Origin of the sequence: Streptomyces sp. NBC_00045 (assembly GCF_045041095.1) — a bacterium.
Taxonomy (GTDB): domain Bacteria; phylum Actinomycetota; class Actinomycetes; order Streptomycetales; family Streptomycetaceae; genus Streptomyces.
Genome location: NZ_CP108271.1, coordinates 2,802,389 through 2,816,128, shown reverse-complemented (window position 1 = coordinate 2,816,128; position 13,740 = coordinate 2,802,389). Strand labels below are relative to the sequence as shown.

Here is a 13,740-nt window from a genome sequence, read left to right as displayed (position 1 = left end):
CCGAGAGGTCGCCGCGCCATGCGCCATCCGCTGCACGTCCCCCTGTCCGTACCGGTCGGGCCGGCCAACGCCGCCGCTGCCCCGGCCGTCCGCGCCGGTTCCGTCCGCGCCGGTTCCGTCCGCTCCGCGGCCCGGCACCGCAAGCCGCGCCGGGTCTCCGCGCTGCGGGTGGGCGCCGCCGCGCTGGCCGCCGTACCGCCCGCGCGCCGACTCGCGGCCGGACTCGGTCTGGCCAGCGTGCTGGCCGCGACGGCTCTGACGGCGACGGTGGATCCGGCCGCCCCCGTGGCCCCGGACCGGGCGCCGGCCCGACAAAGCTCAACCTTTGCGCAAGTTTCCGGCGATTGATGGGTCCTGCACCCATCAGCTCCATAGGGTCGTGTCCGTGCCTGACATATCAACGACCATGATCATCGTTCTGTGCGTGGCCGCCGCCGCGGCCGGCTGGATCGACGCGGTGGTGGGCGGCGGCGGACTGCTGCTCCTGCCCGCCCTGCTCCTCGGGCTGCCCAGCGCCCACCCGGCCACCGTGCTCGGCACCAACAAGGCCGTGGCCATCGTCGGCACCGCGGGCGCGGCGGTGACGTACCTACGCAAGGCGCCGGTGGATGTGAAGCTCGCCGTCCGGATCGGCCTGGCCGCGCTCGCCGGTTCCATGGGCGGCGCGGCGCTCGCCGGCGGGATCAGCAAGGACGCCATGCGCCCGCTCATCATGGGCGTGCTCGTGGTCGTCGCGGGCGTCGTCATCTTCAAGCCGGGCTTCGGCAGCGCCCCCTCGACCGCGCCCGTCAGCCGGCAGCGGGTGCTGCTCGCCATCGGACTCGCCGGGCTCGGCATCGGCTTCTACGACGGGCTCATCGGGCCCGGGACCGGCACCTTCCTGGTGCTCGCCCTCACCGCACTGCTCCACCTCGACCTGGTCACCGCCTCCGCGACCGCCAAGATCGTCAACTGCTGCACCAACGCCGGGGCGCTCGCGATGTTCGCGTACCAGGGCATGGTGCTGTGGCAGCTGGCCGCGCTGTTGGCGGTGTTCAACCTGGCCGGCGGCATGATCGGCGCCCGGATGGCGCTCAAGAAGGGCAGCGGGTTCGTCCGCGGCGTCCTGCTGACGGTGGTCGGCGCGCTGGTGATCAAGCTCGGTCTGGAGCAGTGGGGCTGACCGGGCGGACCGGGCCGACCGGGCCGACCGGGCCGACCGGAAACCGCTCTCGGCTCCCCGCTAGTACGTTCCCGTGAGATGGGCGAAGACGACCACGTTGCCCTGGTAGCCGGTGCGCGGTGAGAAGCCCCCGCCGCAGGTGATCACCCGGAGCTCCGCGCGCGGCGAGGGCCCGTACACGCGGGAGTCGGGGAAGTGGTCGGCCTCGTAGACCTCGACCGCGTGGACGGTGAACACCGCCGTGCGTCCGTCTTCGCGCGGCACCTCGATCGCGGCCCCACGGTGCAGCGCGCCCAGGTGGTAGAAGACCGCCGGGCCGGTGGCGTGGTCGACGTGGCCGACGACGACGGCCGTACCGACGGCGCCGGGGGTGGTGCCGTCGCGGTACCAGCCCGCCAGATCGCGGCGGTCGGGCGGCGGCACCTCGATGCTGCCGTCGGGCCCGAGGCCCAGCCCGGTCAGCGGGGCGTCCACCCGGATGGACGGGATCCGGATCCGGGTCGGCGGGGATCCGGTGAGGGGGGCGATGCTGCCGGGGTAGCGCACCCGCCCGTTCAGCGCCTCGGCGGGGGAGGGCAGCGGAGGTCCGACGGACTGGCCCGATCCGCTGCCGATCAGCCAGATGCCGACGCAGGCGGCGAGCGCGACGAGCCCGCCGCGGCCGGCCTGGCCTTTGCCCATGCGTGCCCCCTGGCGGTGCGATGGTGTGCTCTGCGTATCCGGTGCCTACGTACTCCGTGTGTCCGCGTGCTCGCGTGTCCGCTTGCCGGTTGTGTGACAGGCCGTCGCCCGGCCCCGCGAACGGGGGGACCTCGCGGGGCGGGCGACGGGGGGCGGTACCGGTCGGACCGCGGCCGCAGCCGCGGTGGGCGCCCGTCAGCTCCGCGTGCCGCTCGCCCGGCGACGCAGGAGCCAGGTACCGCCGACGGCGGCCGCGGCCAGCACGACCGCTCCCGCCGTGATCTTGGTGGGGTCGACGGTGGTGGTCGTTGCGCCACCCACCCCGGTACGGACGTGGCCCTTCGGGCCGCGTTCGGTGACGACCAGGTCGCCGGTGGCGAACTTGCCGTCGGCGCAGGTCGCGCCCACGGCATAGGTGCCGGGGCGGGTGTCGCGGGCGATCTGGAACTGTCCGGTGACCACCTCTTTGTGGGTTCCCGGCACCAGCTTGAAGCGGCCGCCGCCGACCGTGGTGGCATCTCCGTCGGCATGGCCGCCCGTTCCGCAGGCGGTGGTGTTCACGGTGATGCCGGCCCCGGGGGCAGCGGTTTTCGGCCATACCTCCAGCTTCGCGAAGTCGCCGGGGGCGACGCCCGTCGTGCCGAAGTCCGTCGTGCCGAAGTCCGCGGCGGCAACCGCCCCGGTGACCGGGCCGGTGACCGGGCCGGTGAGCGCGGCGGCGGTCAGCGCGGTGGTGGTGAGCACATGGGCGGTGCGTCGACGCATGGGGGCTCCTGGAGACACGGGGTCGTGTTCCCGAGGTAACCCGGCCTGCCCGCGGCCCGCCTGCTGATGTGCCGTCAGTTCGGTGCGCGCGGCTGCCGTTGTCGCAGGTCATGGCCCTGCATGCGGCCGTTCGAGCGGGCCACCCCGTCCGGGTGAGGGCGGACGCGGGACGGAGCCCGGGCCGGGCCGTAATCAGGCCGGGGAGCACCACCGTCGCCGCCGTGCCCGCCGGGGCCGGGTTGGCCAGGGTCACCCGCGCCCCGACCAGCTGCGCCTGGCGTCGCCCGTGAGGTCGCGGTACAGCGGCGGGCGGATCCCGACCTTGCCCGGTGCGTCGATCCAGCCCTTCGCCGCGAACGGCTTCATCTGCTCGTCGGCTCGTACGACGTCCCGTACGTTCACCGCGGCCAGTCCGGCTTGGCCCACCTCCGGCGCGTTCTTCAGCGGCTGTGGCGGGGGCTCCCGGGTGCCGACCGGCTTGCCGGACGCCGCGTCGGAGCGGTCGGTCCACGGCGGCCAGAGCGACTCGGGCTGCGGCCGGGCCGACACCGTCGGCACGGGCTCACCGACGGCGAGCCCTCCGGGCGCGGAGCAGCCGCCGGCGGCGAGCGCGCAGAGGCAGGCGCACAGGAGGGCGGCGGTGGTGCGGGGGCGGGCCGGCCGCGTCAAAGGTCGCGCCAGGCCGCGTCAGAGGTCGCGTCATGGGAAAGGGAGGCCAAGGGGATCGGGGGAGGGGGAACCGACGGTAGAGGGCGACGGTCACGGGCGCCGGGAGGTTGTGTGACAGCGGTCCGTACCGTGGAGGAACGCGGGCGGATTCGGGACCAAAGTCCCGGGCCGTGCGCCGTCCGGCACAACCGAGGGAGGGCTCCGTGACACCATCCGATCGGCCAGAACCGCCACGACCGCCACGACCGCCACGACCGCCGCGGCCGCAGCCGCAGCCGCAATCGGCAGAGCTCGCGGTGCTCACCGTGCTGACCACCGTCGACTCGGCGCAGGCGGCCTCGGCGCTCGCCCGCGGTGCGGTGGAGGCGCGGCTGGCCGCTTGCGCGCAGATCTCCGGGCCGGTGACCTCCGTCTACCGCTGGGAGGACGCGCTGGAGACCTCCGAGGAGTGGCAGGTGCTGTTCAAGACCACCACCACGGCTGCCTACCCGGCCCTGGAGGCCCGGCTGACCGAGGGGCGCCCGTACGACACGCCGGAGATCATCGCCACCCCGGTGGTGCGGGGCAGCGCGGACTACCCGGCGTGGGTCGCGGCGGAGGTGACGGCCCGATGAGCACCGCCGAGCTCCCCTTCTTCGTGTACGGGACCCTGCGTCCGGGAGAGGTCAACCACGCCCTGTTCCTGCGGGGCCGCACGGCCGCCGAGGAGCCCGCCCGGCTCCCGGACGCGCTCCTGTACGACGGTCCCGGATATCCGTACGCCGTCCAGCACCCGGGATCGCAGATCGTCGGCGAGCTGGTCACTGCGGCGCCCGGCGCGTACGGGGGGCTGCTGGCCGAACTGGACCGGCTGGAGGAGTACCACGGACCGGGCCGGCCGCTGAACATCTACGACCGGGTCCGCCTCGACGCGGTCCGCCCGGACGGCAGCCGGACCGCCGCCTGGGTCTACCTGGCGGCACCGCTGCTGGCTCGCCGGCTGCGCGAGTCCGGCACCGAGATACCGGGCGGCGACTGGTTCGCCCGCAGGGTCTGACGCCCAGGGCCGAGCGCGCCACGGGCCCTGCAAGCCGTACGGGCCGGCCCTACAGGCCCTCGGCCCCGCGGTTGCGCAGGCGCTGGCCGTACTGCTGGAGGACCCAGAGCTCCTCCTGGACCGCCGCCAGCTGCTCCGGCGGGGCCTGCGGGCCCAGGCGCGACATCGTTCCCTGGATCTCGTGGACCCGCCGGTCGACCGCGCGCAGCCGGACCTGGACCAGCTGCACGCCCGCGTAGACCTCGTCCACCGTCTTGGCGTGGATGGCCTCGACCGCGAGCTCGGTGACGAGCGCGCGGACCGTGTCGTTCGGCGCGGCGTCGCGGACCCGGGCCAGGTAGTCGTCGGTGCCCAGGGAGGCGCCGCCCGCGGCCTGGATGGCCTCGCGGACCGCCGCGTACGGCGGGGCGGTGAACTCGTCCACCCCGTACGCGTCGAAGGCCGGCGAGACCAGGGCCGGCCGCTGGAGCGCCAGCTTGAGCAGCTCGCGCTCGGTGCGGTGCGCCGGGCTGCGCAGGTTCAGCGCCGGTCCGCCCGCGGCCGCGGCGGAGGGCGCGGCTGCCGCCTCGTAGGAAGACGAGGACGAGGACACCTGGCGGCCGCGGCCCTGTTGCTGCCCGCCCGGCTGGTTGCCCCGCTCCCGCGCCCAGCGCGCCAGCTGCGCGACCCGCTTGACCACGAACTGCTCGTCCCGGATGCCGAGCATCCCCGCGAGCTGGACCGCCGACTCGTGCTGGATCGCGATGTTCTTGATGTTGGCGACGACCGGGGCGGCCTCGTCCAGCGCGGCCGCCCGGCCCGCCGGGTTCTCCAGGTTGTGCCGGGCGACGATGTGGCGCAGCGCGAACTCGAACAGCGGGGTCCGGGCGTCCACCAGCCCGACCACCGCCGCGTCCCCCTGCGCCAGGCGCAGGTCGCACGGGTCCATGCCGCCGGGGGCGATGGTGATGGAGGTTTCGGCGGCGAACTTCTGGTCGTCCTCGAAGGCGCGCAGCGCGGCCTTCTGGCCGGCCGCGTCACCGTCGAAGGTGAAGATCACCTCGGCGGTCGCGTTGTCCATCAGCAGGCGGCGCAGGATCTTGATGTGGTCGCCGGCGAAGGCGGTGCCGCAGGTCGCGATCGCGGTCGTGACCCCCGCCATGTGGCAGGCCATCACGTCCGTGTAGCCCTCGACCACCACGGCCCGCGAGGTCTTCGCGATCTCCTTCTTCGCCAGGTCGATGCCGTACAGCACCTGGGACTTCTTGTAGATCGCCGTCTCGGGCGTGTTCAGGTACTTCGGCCCGTTGTCGTCGTCGCGCAGCTTGCGCGCGCCGAAGCCGACCACCTCGCCGCTGATGTCGCGGATCGGCCACATCAGACGGCCGCGGAAGCGGTCGATGGGCTTGCCGCTGCGGCTGTCCTGGGCCAGGCCGGAGGTGATCAGCTCCTTGTCGCTGAAGCCCTTGCCGCGCAGGAAGCGGGTCAGGTGGTCCCAGCCGGCAGGGCTGTAACCGACGCTGAAATGCTCGGCCGCGGCCTGGTCGAAGCCGCGCTCCGCGAGGAACCTGCGGCCGATCTCGGCCTCGGGGCTGCCCAGCTGGTCGACGTAGAACTGGGCGGCCGCCTTGTGCGCCTCGACGAGCCGGATGCGCTCGCCGCGGCCGCTGGTGCCCGCGGTGTACCCGCCCTCCTCGTACCGGAGGGTGATGCCCGCCTGGCCCGCGAGGCGCTCGACCGCCTCCGAGAACGACAGGTGGTCGATCTTCATGATGAAGTCGAGGGTGTCCCCGCCCGCCTGGCAGCCGAAGCAGTGGTAGAGACCCTTGCTGGGGCTGACCTGGAAGGACGGGGACTTCTCGTCGTGGAAGGGGCACAGGCCCTTGAGGTTGCCGCCGCCCGCGTTGCGCAACTGGAGGTAGTCGGAGACCACGGCGTCGATCGGGACCGCGTCCCGTACCGCCTTCACGTCGTCGTCGTTGATCCGTCCTGCCACCCGTGAAGTCTACGGCCGGGTGCCGGCAAACCCGTCAGGCCCCCTCGGCCGGCAGGAGGGAGCCAAGCGGAACCGACGGGTCCGCCAGCGCCTCGCGGTTGACCGGCGCTTTCGACCGGATCAGGGCCTGGATGTGCTCGGTGACGTCCCACACATTCACGTTCATCCCGGCCAGCACCCGCCCGTCCGCCAGCCAGAACGCGATGAACTCCCGCTTGGCCACGTCCCCGCGGATCAGTACCTGGTCGTAGCCGCCCGCCGGGGCGTACCCCGAGTACTCCAGGCCCACGTCGTACTGGTCGGAGAAGAAGTACGGCACCCGGTCGTACGACACCTCCTGCCCCAGCATCGCCCGCGCCGCGGCCGGGCCGCCGTTGAGCGCGTTCGCCCAGTGCTCGACCCGCAGCCGGGTCCCGAGCAGCGGGTGGTGCGCGGCGGCCACGTCGCCGACCGCGAACACGTTCGGATCGCTGGTGCGCAGCGAGGCGTCCACGGCGATGCCGCCGCCGTGCTGCCGGTCGACCAGGGCCAGCCCGGAGGTCTCGGCGAGCGCCGTCCGCGGCGCCGCCCCGATCGCCGAGAGCACGGCGTGCGCCGGGTGCTCCTCGCCGTCGTCGGTCCGGGCCGCCAGCACCATGCCGTCCTGCCCGATGATCTCGGTGAGCCGCGAACCGAAGTGGAAGCGGACCCCGTGCTCGGCGTGCAGGTCCCCGAACAGCCGGCCGACCTCCGGCCCGAGCACCGCGTGCAGCGGGGTTGCCAGCGGTTCGACCACGGTGACCTCGGCCCCGTACCCGCGGGCCGCGGCGGCGACCTCCAGGCCGATCCACCCGGCGCCCGCGATCAGCAGGTGGCCGTTGTCCCGGCCGAGGGTGGCCAGTACGCCCTTGAGCCGCTCGGCGTGGGCGAGCCGGCGCAGGTGGTGCACCCCGGCCAAGCCCGTCCCCGGGATGTCGAGGCGACGCGGCTCCGCCCCGGTGGCCAGCAGCAGCTTGTCGTAGTGCAGCGCCGTGCCGTCGCCGAGGACCACCTTCCGGGCATCCCGGTCCAGCTGGACGGCGGGCTGGCCGAGGTGCAGCTCGATGTCGGCCTTGGCGTACCAGGACGGCTCGTGGACGAAGACGCTGTCCCGCTCCTCCTTTCCCTGGAGGTAGCCCTTGGACAGCGGGGGCCGTTCGTAGGGGTGGTCGCGCTCGTCGCCGACCAGGATCACCCGCCCCGTGAACCCCTCGGACCTCAGCGTCTCAGCCGCCTTGGCCCCGGCGAGCCCTGCGCCGACGATGACGAACGTCCGGTGTGCGTCGACCACCTGATGCCTCCTCATAACCTCTCCGCCACATGCGAGCACATGCGAGCGTCCCGCACCGAGCCTGCCGCGTGAAGGGGGAGTGGCCCGATCGGCTCACCCTTCGGACCGGCGCGCGCGCCGTGTGAGCCGGGCGTGCAGGGAGCGCGCGGAGGCGTCCGTGAGCGCCGCGATCTGGTCGATGACGGCGCGTTTGCGGCCCCTGTCGTCGGGCGCGGCATCGAAGATGGCCCGGAACTGCGGGTCCAGTCCCTCGGGCGCACGGGCGCTGAGCGCCTCGGCGAGTTCGGCCAGGACGATGCGCTGGTCGGCGCGCAGCCGCTCCTGCTCGTCGCGCTGCATCACGTACAGGTCGGCCACCGCCTTCAGGACCGCGCACTCGTTGCGCGCCTCGCGCGGGACGACGAGCTCGGCCGCGTACCGGGTCAGCCGGCCGGAGCCGTACGCCTCGCGGGTGGCGCCCTCGGCGGCCAGGCAGAACCGGCCGATCAGCTGGCTGGTGGCGTCCTTGAGGCGGGCCTGGGCGACGGCCGACCCGTCGTACCCGTGCGGCCACCAGTCCTGCTCCATCAGCCGGTCGAGGGCCTCCCGCAGCTCCTCCGGCTCGGTGTCGGCCGGCACGTACCGGCCGATCGCGACCTGCCAGATGGAGGCGCGCTCGGGCTCGGCGAAGAGGAGGTTGGGATCGAGGTGCCCGGCGTGCAAGCCGTCCTCGAAGTCGTGGACGGAGTACGCGACATCGTCCGACCAGTCCATCACCTGGGCCTCGAAGCACTTGCGGTCCGCGGGAGCGCCGCGCCGCAGCCACTCGAAGACCGGCAGGTCGTCTTCGTACGCGCCGAACTTGACCGAGTCGGGGTCGGTGGGGTGGCCGCCGCGGGCCCAGGGGTACTTGGTGGCGGCGTCCAGGCAGGCCCGGGTGAGGTTGAGGCCGACGCTGACCAGCTCGCCGGTGGCCGGGTCGGGCACGAACCGCTTCGGCTCCAGGCGGGTCAGCAGGCGCAGCGACTGGGCGTTGCCCTCGAAGCCGCCGCAGTCCTTGGCGAACTCGTTCAGCGCCTCCTCGCCGTTGTGCCCGAACGGCGGGTGGCCCATGTCGTGGGAGAGGCAGGCGGCTTCGACGAGGTCGGGATCGCAGCCGAGGGCCGCGCCGAGCTCACGGCCGACCTGGGCGCACTCCAGAGAGTGCGTCAGGCGGGTGCGGGGGCTGGCGTCCCAGTCGTAGGAGCGGCTGCCGGGGGTGACCACCTGGGTCTTCCCGGCGAGTCGGCGCAGCGCGGCGGAGTGCAGCACGCGGGCCCGGTCGCGCTGGAAGGCGGTCCGGCCGGGCCGTTTGTCGGGCTCGGTGGCCCAGCGCTCGGTGTCGGACGCGTCGTACGGGGCGTTCGGGACGAGGTGACGGACGGGTGCGCTGCCGGTGCCTTCCATGCCTTCCATGCTCAGACGGTAACCGGAAACACCGACAAGACGACCAATCTGAGCAATCCGAACCAACGCGGTCTTATGCGGTGGCCAGTTTCAGCGGGGTCGGAGAGGTGAGGGGCGTCTGCTGCCGGGCCAGGGCCTCGTCATAGCGCCGGAGTACGAGGCGGGCCAGGGCGGGGTGGTCGCCGAGCGGGGCGGCCGCCGGTCCGGGCGCTGCGGCGGCGCTCTGCGCGGCGAAGCGCCCGGGCGCGGTGAAGTACGAGGCCACGGCGACCCGGTGGTGGCCGCGGGCCGTGAGGGCGCGGACGGCGTCGGGGACGGTGGGGGCGGCGGCGGAGGCGTAGGCCGGTACGACCGGCGCGCCGCCGAGGCGTTCGGAGAGCAGGGCGGCGGTGCGGCGGGTGTCTGCCGCCGAGTCGGGGTCGCGGGAGCCGGCCGCGGCGAGTACGACTGCGGGTCCCCGGTCGCAGCCGGTGCCGCGGTTGCCGGGGCCGCCGGGGCCGGCGCCCGGGGTCCAGCCGGCCTCCAGGAGGCGCTCGTACAGGGCCTCCACCAGCAACGGATGGGGGCCGAGCGGGGCGGCGACGCGGGTCTCCAGATGGGTGGCGCGAGCGGCGGCCGCGGGGAGGTCCCGCTTGACGTGGTGGCCGCGGCCGAGGAGCAGCGGGACGAGCACGGCAGCGCCGCTGGTGTGCCGGAGGGTGTCGCCGAGCAGCGGGCGGTTCAGCTCGACGTGTCCGAGCTCGACGTCGAGGCGGGGGCGGAGCTCACGGACCCGGTCGAGGAGGGCCAGGACGGCGGGGAGGGCGCGGGGATCGCGGCTGCCGTGCGCGACGGCGACGAGGGTGGGCTGCATGCGGGGACTCCGTCGGACCGGCCCCCCGCCGCGCGCCACGGGCGCAGTCCGCTGAGCTGCGTGCCGAGTTGGGTGGTGATCCGGGTCAGCAGCTCCGTGGCGGTGGCGGGGGGAAAGGGGAGGGACAGGGACTCGGGAGGGTGCACCAGCTCCGTCATGAACCGATCCTGCGGCCCGGAGATTGCGGGTGCGTTGCGCGGGGGTGACGGGTGTTTACCAGCACCTCACCCGCTCATTCGTACGGGTGAAAGGCGGGGGGCGGGGAACTGGACGTCGGGCGTAGATCGTCAATGTGTGCGAACGGCGTGTGGGCAAGCGGGGGGATCGACCATGAAACTGATGCCGGGCTGGATGAGGACGGTGGCGGGGCGGCGGCGGACCGTCCAGGCGGTGGTGGCCGGGTGCGTGCTGGCGCTGCTGCCCTCGGCGTGGACGCATGCGGCGGCCGCGGACCGGTTGCGGACCACGGCCGATGCGCCGGCCGCCGAGGTGGCGGTGGTCTTCGGGGCGGGTCTGTGGAACGGGAGGCCGACCCCGTACCTGGCCAGACGGCTCGACGCTGCCGCCGAGCTGTACCGCACGGGCAAGGCCAAGGTCGTGCTCGTCACCGGGGACAACAGCCGCACCGAGTACGACGAGCCCGACGCGATGCGGACGTACCTGACGGCGCACGGGGTTCCGGCCGACCGCATCGTCAGCGACTACGCCGGCTTCGACACGTGGGACTCCTGCGTCCGCGCCAAGGAGATCTTCGGGGTGAAGCGGGCGGTGCTGATCAGCCAGGGCTTCCACATACGCCGGGCCGTGGCGCTGTGCGGCGTCGCGGGCGTGGACGCGTACGGAGTCGGGGTCGACGACGAGCACGACGCGACCTGGTATTACGGCGGCACGCGCGAGGTCTTCGCGGCCGGCAAGGCGGCGCTGGACGCGGCCTTCAAGCCGCAGCCGCGGTTCATGGGGCCGAAGGAGCAGGGGGTGTCGCGGGCCCTGGGCACTCTGGCAGACTGACGCGCCGTTGGCCGCCTATGCCGATTAGTCATATGGCAGTGTGTCCGCCTCGGTGGCAGGGGTGGGGAACCGCGGCTGTTGTGGATCTGGGCGGCAAGGCCGTCGTCATCACGGGGGGAGCCCGCGGGCTGGGCGCGGCGACCGCCCGGGCCGTCGTGCAGGGCGGCGGCAGCGTCGTGATCACCGACGTGCTGGAGGAGGAGGGCGCGCAGACGGCCCCGCCGCCGGGCTCACCGGCCTGGCCCTCACCGCCGGGTACGGGGCGTCCAAGTGGGGCCGGCTGCTGGTCCGGCCCAGCCCCCAGCCCCCAGCCCCCTGGCCCGTGGCCCAGCCCGGTCCCGGCCAGAGCATTCGGGCAGCCTCGCAGCCGCGGGGAACTGCGTGCGGGCCCGGCTAGCGTTGTGTGTCGCTGCCGGTCGACGGCGGGTACCTCGTCCTCGACGTCGTAGTCGTCCGGGACCGCATCGTGTGCGCGGAGGTCCCGTACCGGCCCGAGTTCCGCCTGCCCTCACTGGGCTCCGGCGGGCGTGCTGAGGTGCTCGTACAGGAGGCGTAACCGGGGGCGGCGGCCCGCGTAACACCACCGGCGCAGGCTGGGCCGTATGCACACCCCGGACTCCGCCACCGCCACGCACTGCCCGTACTGCGCGCTGCAGTGCGGGATGTTCCTCCGTCCTGAACCGGGTGGCGCGACGGTCGTGGTGGAGGAGCGGGCCGCTTTCCCCGTGAACCGGGGTGCGCTGTGCGGCAAGGGGCGCACCGCCCCCGCCGTGCTCTCCTCCCGGGTGCGCCTGACCGGGCCGCTCGTCCGCACCCACGCCACAGGAGCACTGGAGCCGGCCACCTGGGAGGAGGCCCTCGGCGCCGTCGCCGAGGGCCTCGCCCGGACGGGCCGCACGCACGGGCCCGACGCGGTCGGGGTGTTCGGGGGCGGCGGGCTCACCAACGAGAAGGCCTACGCGCTCGGCAAGTTCGCCCGCGTCGCCCTGCGGACCTCGCAGATCGACTACAACGGCCGCTTCTGCATGTCCTCGGCCGCCGCCGCCCACCAGCGGGCCTTCGGCCTGGACCGCGGACTCCCCTTCCCGCTGGAGGACGTCCCGCGGACCGGCTGCGTCATCCTCGTCGGCTCGAACCTCGCCGAGACCATGCCGCCCGCCCTGCGCTATCTGACCGAGCTCAAGGCGAACGGCGGCACGCTGATCGTCATCGACCCGCGCCGGACCCGGACCGCCGAGCAGGCCGACCTGCACCTCGCCCCCCGCCCCGGGACCGATCTCGCCCTCGCGCTGGGCCTGCTGCACCTGATCGTCGCCGAAGGCCGCACCGACGAGGAGTTCATCGCCGACCGCACCACCGGCTGGGAGGAGGCCCGCGCCGCGGCGATGGCGCACTGGCCGGAGCTGGTCGAGCGGATCACCGGCGTGCCCGTCCCCAAACTCCGCGAGGCGGTCGCCCTGTTCTGCGCGCCGTCCTCCGCGATGGTCCTGACCGCCCGCGGACCCGAGCAGCAGTCCAAGGGCACCGACACCGTCGGCGCGTGGATCAACCTGTGCCTGGCCACCGGCCGCGCCGGCCGCCCGCTCTCCGGGTACGGCTGCCTCACCGGCCAGGGCAACGGTCAGGGCGGCCGCGAGCACGGCCAGAAGGCCGACCAGCTCCCCGGCTACCGCAAGCTGACCGACCCGGCCGCGCGGGCGCACGTCGCCGAGGTCTGGGGCGTCGACCCCGACAGCCTGCCCGCCCCCGGGCGCAGTGCGTACGAACTCCTCGACGCCCTCGGCACGGACGTGAAGGCCCTCCTCCTCATGGGGTCCAACCCGGTGGTCTCGGCCCCCGATGCCGCCCGCATCGAGGACCGCATCCGCTCCTTGGAGTTCCTGGCGGTGGCGGACGTGGTCCTCTCCGAGACGGCGGCCCTCGCGGACGTGGTCCTGCCCGTCACCCAGTGGGCGGAGGAGACCGGCACCACCACCAACCTGGAGGGCCGCGTCCTGCTGCGCCGTCGCGCCCTGACCCCGCCGGCGGGGGTGCGCACCGACCTGGAGGTCCTGCACGGCCTGGCCGCCCGCCTCGGCATCGAGAAGGGCTTCCCCACCGCCCCCGAGGAGGTCTTCGAGGAGCTCCGCCGTGCCTCGGCCGGCGGCCTGGCGGACTACTCGGGCATCTCCTACGCCCGCATCGAAGCCGAACAGGGCGTCTTTTGGCCCTGCCCGCAGGAGTCCCACCCCGGCACCCCGCGCCTGTTCCTCGACCGCTTCGCCACCGACGACGGCCGGGCGCGCTTCGTCCCCGTCTCCCACCGCGACGCGGCCGAGATGCCGGACGCCGAGTACCCGGTCCTGCTCACCACCGGCCGCGTGGTCGCCCAGTACCAGTCGGGGGCCCAGACCCGCCGCGTGGACGAGCTGAACGAGGCGGCCCCCGGTCCCTTCGTGGAGCTCCACCCGCGCCTCGCGTCCCGTATCGGCGCGGTCGAGGGCGCCCCGCTCGCGGTCGTCTCCCGCCGCGGCCGCGCCGTGGCCCCGGCCCGCATCACGGACGCCATCCGCGCGGACACGGTCTTCATGCCGTTCCACTGGCCGGGCGAAGGCCGCGCCAATTCCCTGACCAACCCGGCCCTGGACCCCACCTCCCGCATGCCCGAATTCAAGGTCTGCGCGGTTCGCGTCGAGCCGGTGTGACCCAACGGTCCGGTCACGGGCCGGACTTGGGGGTGCGTCGGCCACCGGGCCCGGCCGGCGCGGGGGCACGCGGGTGCCGTAGGCGGACATTGCGCCGATCCTCTCGGACATGCGTCCGATCCGCATCGGGATTCCCGGCGGGGGGTAACCATCCGGTCACGCACCGGACTCAG

14 protein-coding genes and 1 pseudogene are annotated in these 13,740 nt (G+C 74.1%); 8 read left to right on the top strand and 7 right to left on the bottom strand.

What is annotated here, in order from left to right; genetic code table 11:
- Window positions 1-18 precede the first annotated feature (18 nt).
- A complete protein-coding gene (locus OHA65_RS13255) occupies window positions 19-348 on the top strand; it encodes a hypothetical protein (RefSeq protein WP_327283331.1) in 330 nt (109 codons plus the stop codon).
- 37 nt (window positions 349-385) lie between these two features.
- Entirely contained in the window at window positions 386-1,162 is a 777-nt protein-coding gene (locus OHA65_RS13250) for a TSUP family transporter (RefSeq protein WP_327283330.1), read from the top strand.
- Window positions 1,163-1,222: 60 nt separating this feature from the next.
- Here OHA65_RS13250 and OHA65_RS13245 read toward each other — a convergent pair whose 3' ends face one another.
- From OHA65_RS13245 to OHA65_RS13235, 3 genes are all read right to left on the bottom strand, one after another.
- Entirely contained in the window at window positions 1,223-1,843 is a 621-nt protein-coding gene (locus OHA65_RS13245) for a class F sortase (protein WP_405761915.1), read from the bottom strand.
- Window positions 1,844-2,038: 195 nt separating this feature from the next.
- Window positions 2,039-2,608: a hypothetical protein gene (locus OHA65_RS13240; RefSeq protein ID WP_405761913.1), complete on the bottom strand. Its 570-nt coding sequence runs from the start codon at window positions 2,606-2,608 to the stop codon at window positions 2,039-2,041.
- 249 nt (window positions 2,609-2,857) lie between these two features.
- Window positions 2,858-3,277, bottom strand: coding sequence for a hypothetical protein (locus tag OHA65_RS13235; protein WP_405761911.1), 420 nt, complete (start codon window positions 3,275-3,277; stop codon window positions 2,858-2,860).
- Between the two features lie 296 nt (window positions 3,278-3,573).
- On the opposite strand from OHA65_RS13235, the gene cutA reads away from it, so the two are divergent.
- Both cutA and OHA65_RS13225 read left to right on the top strand, forming a co-directional pair.
- Complete coding sequence (gene cutA / locus OHA65_RS13230; RefSeq protein WP_327285639.1) at window positions 3,574-3,891, top strand: divalent-cation tolerance protein CutA; 318 nt, start codon at window positions 3,574-3,576, stop codon at window positions 3,889-3,891.
- On the top strand, window positions 3,888-4,313 hold the full coding sequence (locus OHA65_RS13225) for a gamma-glutamylcyclotransferase family protein (protein WP_327283325.1): 426 nt from the start codon (window positions 3,888-3,890) through the stop codon (window positions 4,311-4,313). The genes cutA and OHA65_RS13225 overlap by 4 nt, the downstream gene beginning before the upstream one ends.
- 49 nt (window positions 4,314-4,362) lie before the next feature.
- Here OHA65_RS13225 and dnaG read toward each other — a convergent pair whose 3' ends face one another.
- The 4 genes from dnaG to OHA65_RS13205 all read right to left on the bottom strand — a co-directional run bounded on the left by dnaG (window position 4,363) and on the right by OHA65_RS13205 (window position 9,875).
- A complete protein-coding gene (gene dnaG / locus OHA65_RS13220) occupies window positions 4,363-6,288 on the bottom strand; it encodes a DNA primase (RefSeq protein WP_327283324.1) in 1,926 nt (641 codons plus the stop codon).
- Window positions 6,289-6,322: 34 nt separating this feature from the next.
- The gene (locus OHA65_RS13215) at window positions 6,323-7,597 is read right to left on the bottom strand and encodes an FAD-dependent oxidoreductase (RefSeq protein WP_328762683.1); all 1,275 of its coding nucleotides are present in this window, start codon (window positions 7,595-7,597) and stop codon (window positions 6,323-6,325) included.
- Between the two features lie 93 nt (window positions 7,598-7,690).
- Complete coding sequence (locus OHA65_RS13210; RefSeq protein WP_327283322.1) at window positions 7,691-9,031, bottom strand: deoxyguanosinetriphosphate triphosphohydrolase; 1,341 nt, start codon at window positions 9,029-9,031, stop codon at window positions 7,691-7,693.
- A 64-nt stretch (window positions 9,032-9,095) separates the two neighbouring features.
- Window positions 9,096-9,875 (bottom strand): sirohydrochlorin chelatase, encoded by a 780-nt coding sequence (locus tag OHA65_RS13205; protein ID WP_405761909.1) that lies wholly within the window; start codon window positions 9,873-9,875, stop codon window positions 9,096-9,098.
- Window positions 9,876-10,205: 330 nt separating this feature from the next.
- Here OHA65_RS13205 and OHA65_RS13200 point away from each other — a divergent pair, with 330 nt between their 5' ends.
- From OHA65_RS13200 to OHA65_RS13185, 4 genes and pseudogenes are all read left to right on the top strand, one after another.
- The gene (locus OHA65_RS13200; RefSeq protein WP_327283320.1) at window positions 10,206-10,883 is read left to right on the top strand and encodes an ElyC/SanA/YdcF family protein; all 678 of its coding nucleotides are present in this window, start codon (window positions 10,206-10,208) and stop codon (window positions 10,881-10,883) included.
- Between the two features lie 32 nt (window positions 10,884-10,915).
- Window positions 10,916-11,160: pseudogene (locus OHA65_RS13195) on the top strand (SDR family NAD(P)-dependent oxidoreductase); the annotation flags it as partial.
- A gap of 126 nt (window positions 11,161-11,286) precedes the next feature.
- Window positions 11,287-11,439, top strand: a complete 153-nt coding sequence (locus OHA65_RS13190) for a hypothetical protein (RefSeq protein WP_405755972.1) — start codon at window positions 11,287-11,289, stop codon at window positions 11,437-11,439.
- 46 nt (window positions 11,440-11,485) lie between these two features.
- Window positions 11,486-13,567, top strand: coding sequence for a molybdopterin oxidoreductase family protein (locus tag OHA65_RS13185; protein ID WP_327283318.1), 2,082 nt, complete (start codon window positions 11,486-11,488; stop codon window positions 13,565-13,567).
- Window positions 13,568-13,740: the final 173 nt, after the last annotated feature.

Coding starts and splice junctions, on each gene's coding strand:
- OHA65_RS13255 (WP_327283331.1), top strand. CDS start 19: ATGCGCCATCCGCTGCACGTCCCCCTGTCCGTACCGGTCGGGCCGGCC.
- OHA65_RS13245 (WP_405761915.1), bottom strand. CDS start 1,843: ATGGGCAAAGGCCAGGCCGGCCGCGGCGGGCTCGTCGCGCTCGCCGCC.
- OHA65_RS13240 (WP_405761913.1), bottom strand. CDS start 2,608: ATGCGTCGACGCACCGCCCATGTGCTCACCACCACCGCGCTGACCGCC.
- OHA65_RS13225 (WP_327283325.1), top strand. CDS start 3,888: ATGAGCACCGCCGAGCTCCCCTTCTTCGTGTACGGGACCCTGCGTCCG.
- OHA65_RS13210 (WP_327283322.1), bottom strand. CDS start 9,031: ATGGAAGGCATGGAAGGCACCGGCAGCGCACCCGTCCGTCACCTCGTC.
- OHA65_RS13205 (WP_405761909.1), bottom strand. CDS start 9,875: ATGCAGCCCACCCTCGTCGCCGTCGCGCACGGCAGCCGCGATCCCCGC.
- OHA65_RS13200 (WP_327283320.1), top strand. CDS start 10,206: ATGAAACTGATGCCGGGCTGGATGAGGACGGTGGCGGGGCGGCGGCGG.
- OHA65_RS13185 (WP_327283318.1), top strand. CDS start 11,486: ATGCACACCCCGGACTCCGCCACCGCCACGCACTGCCCGTACTGCGCG.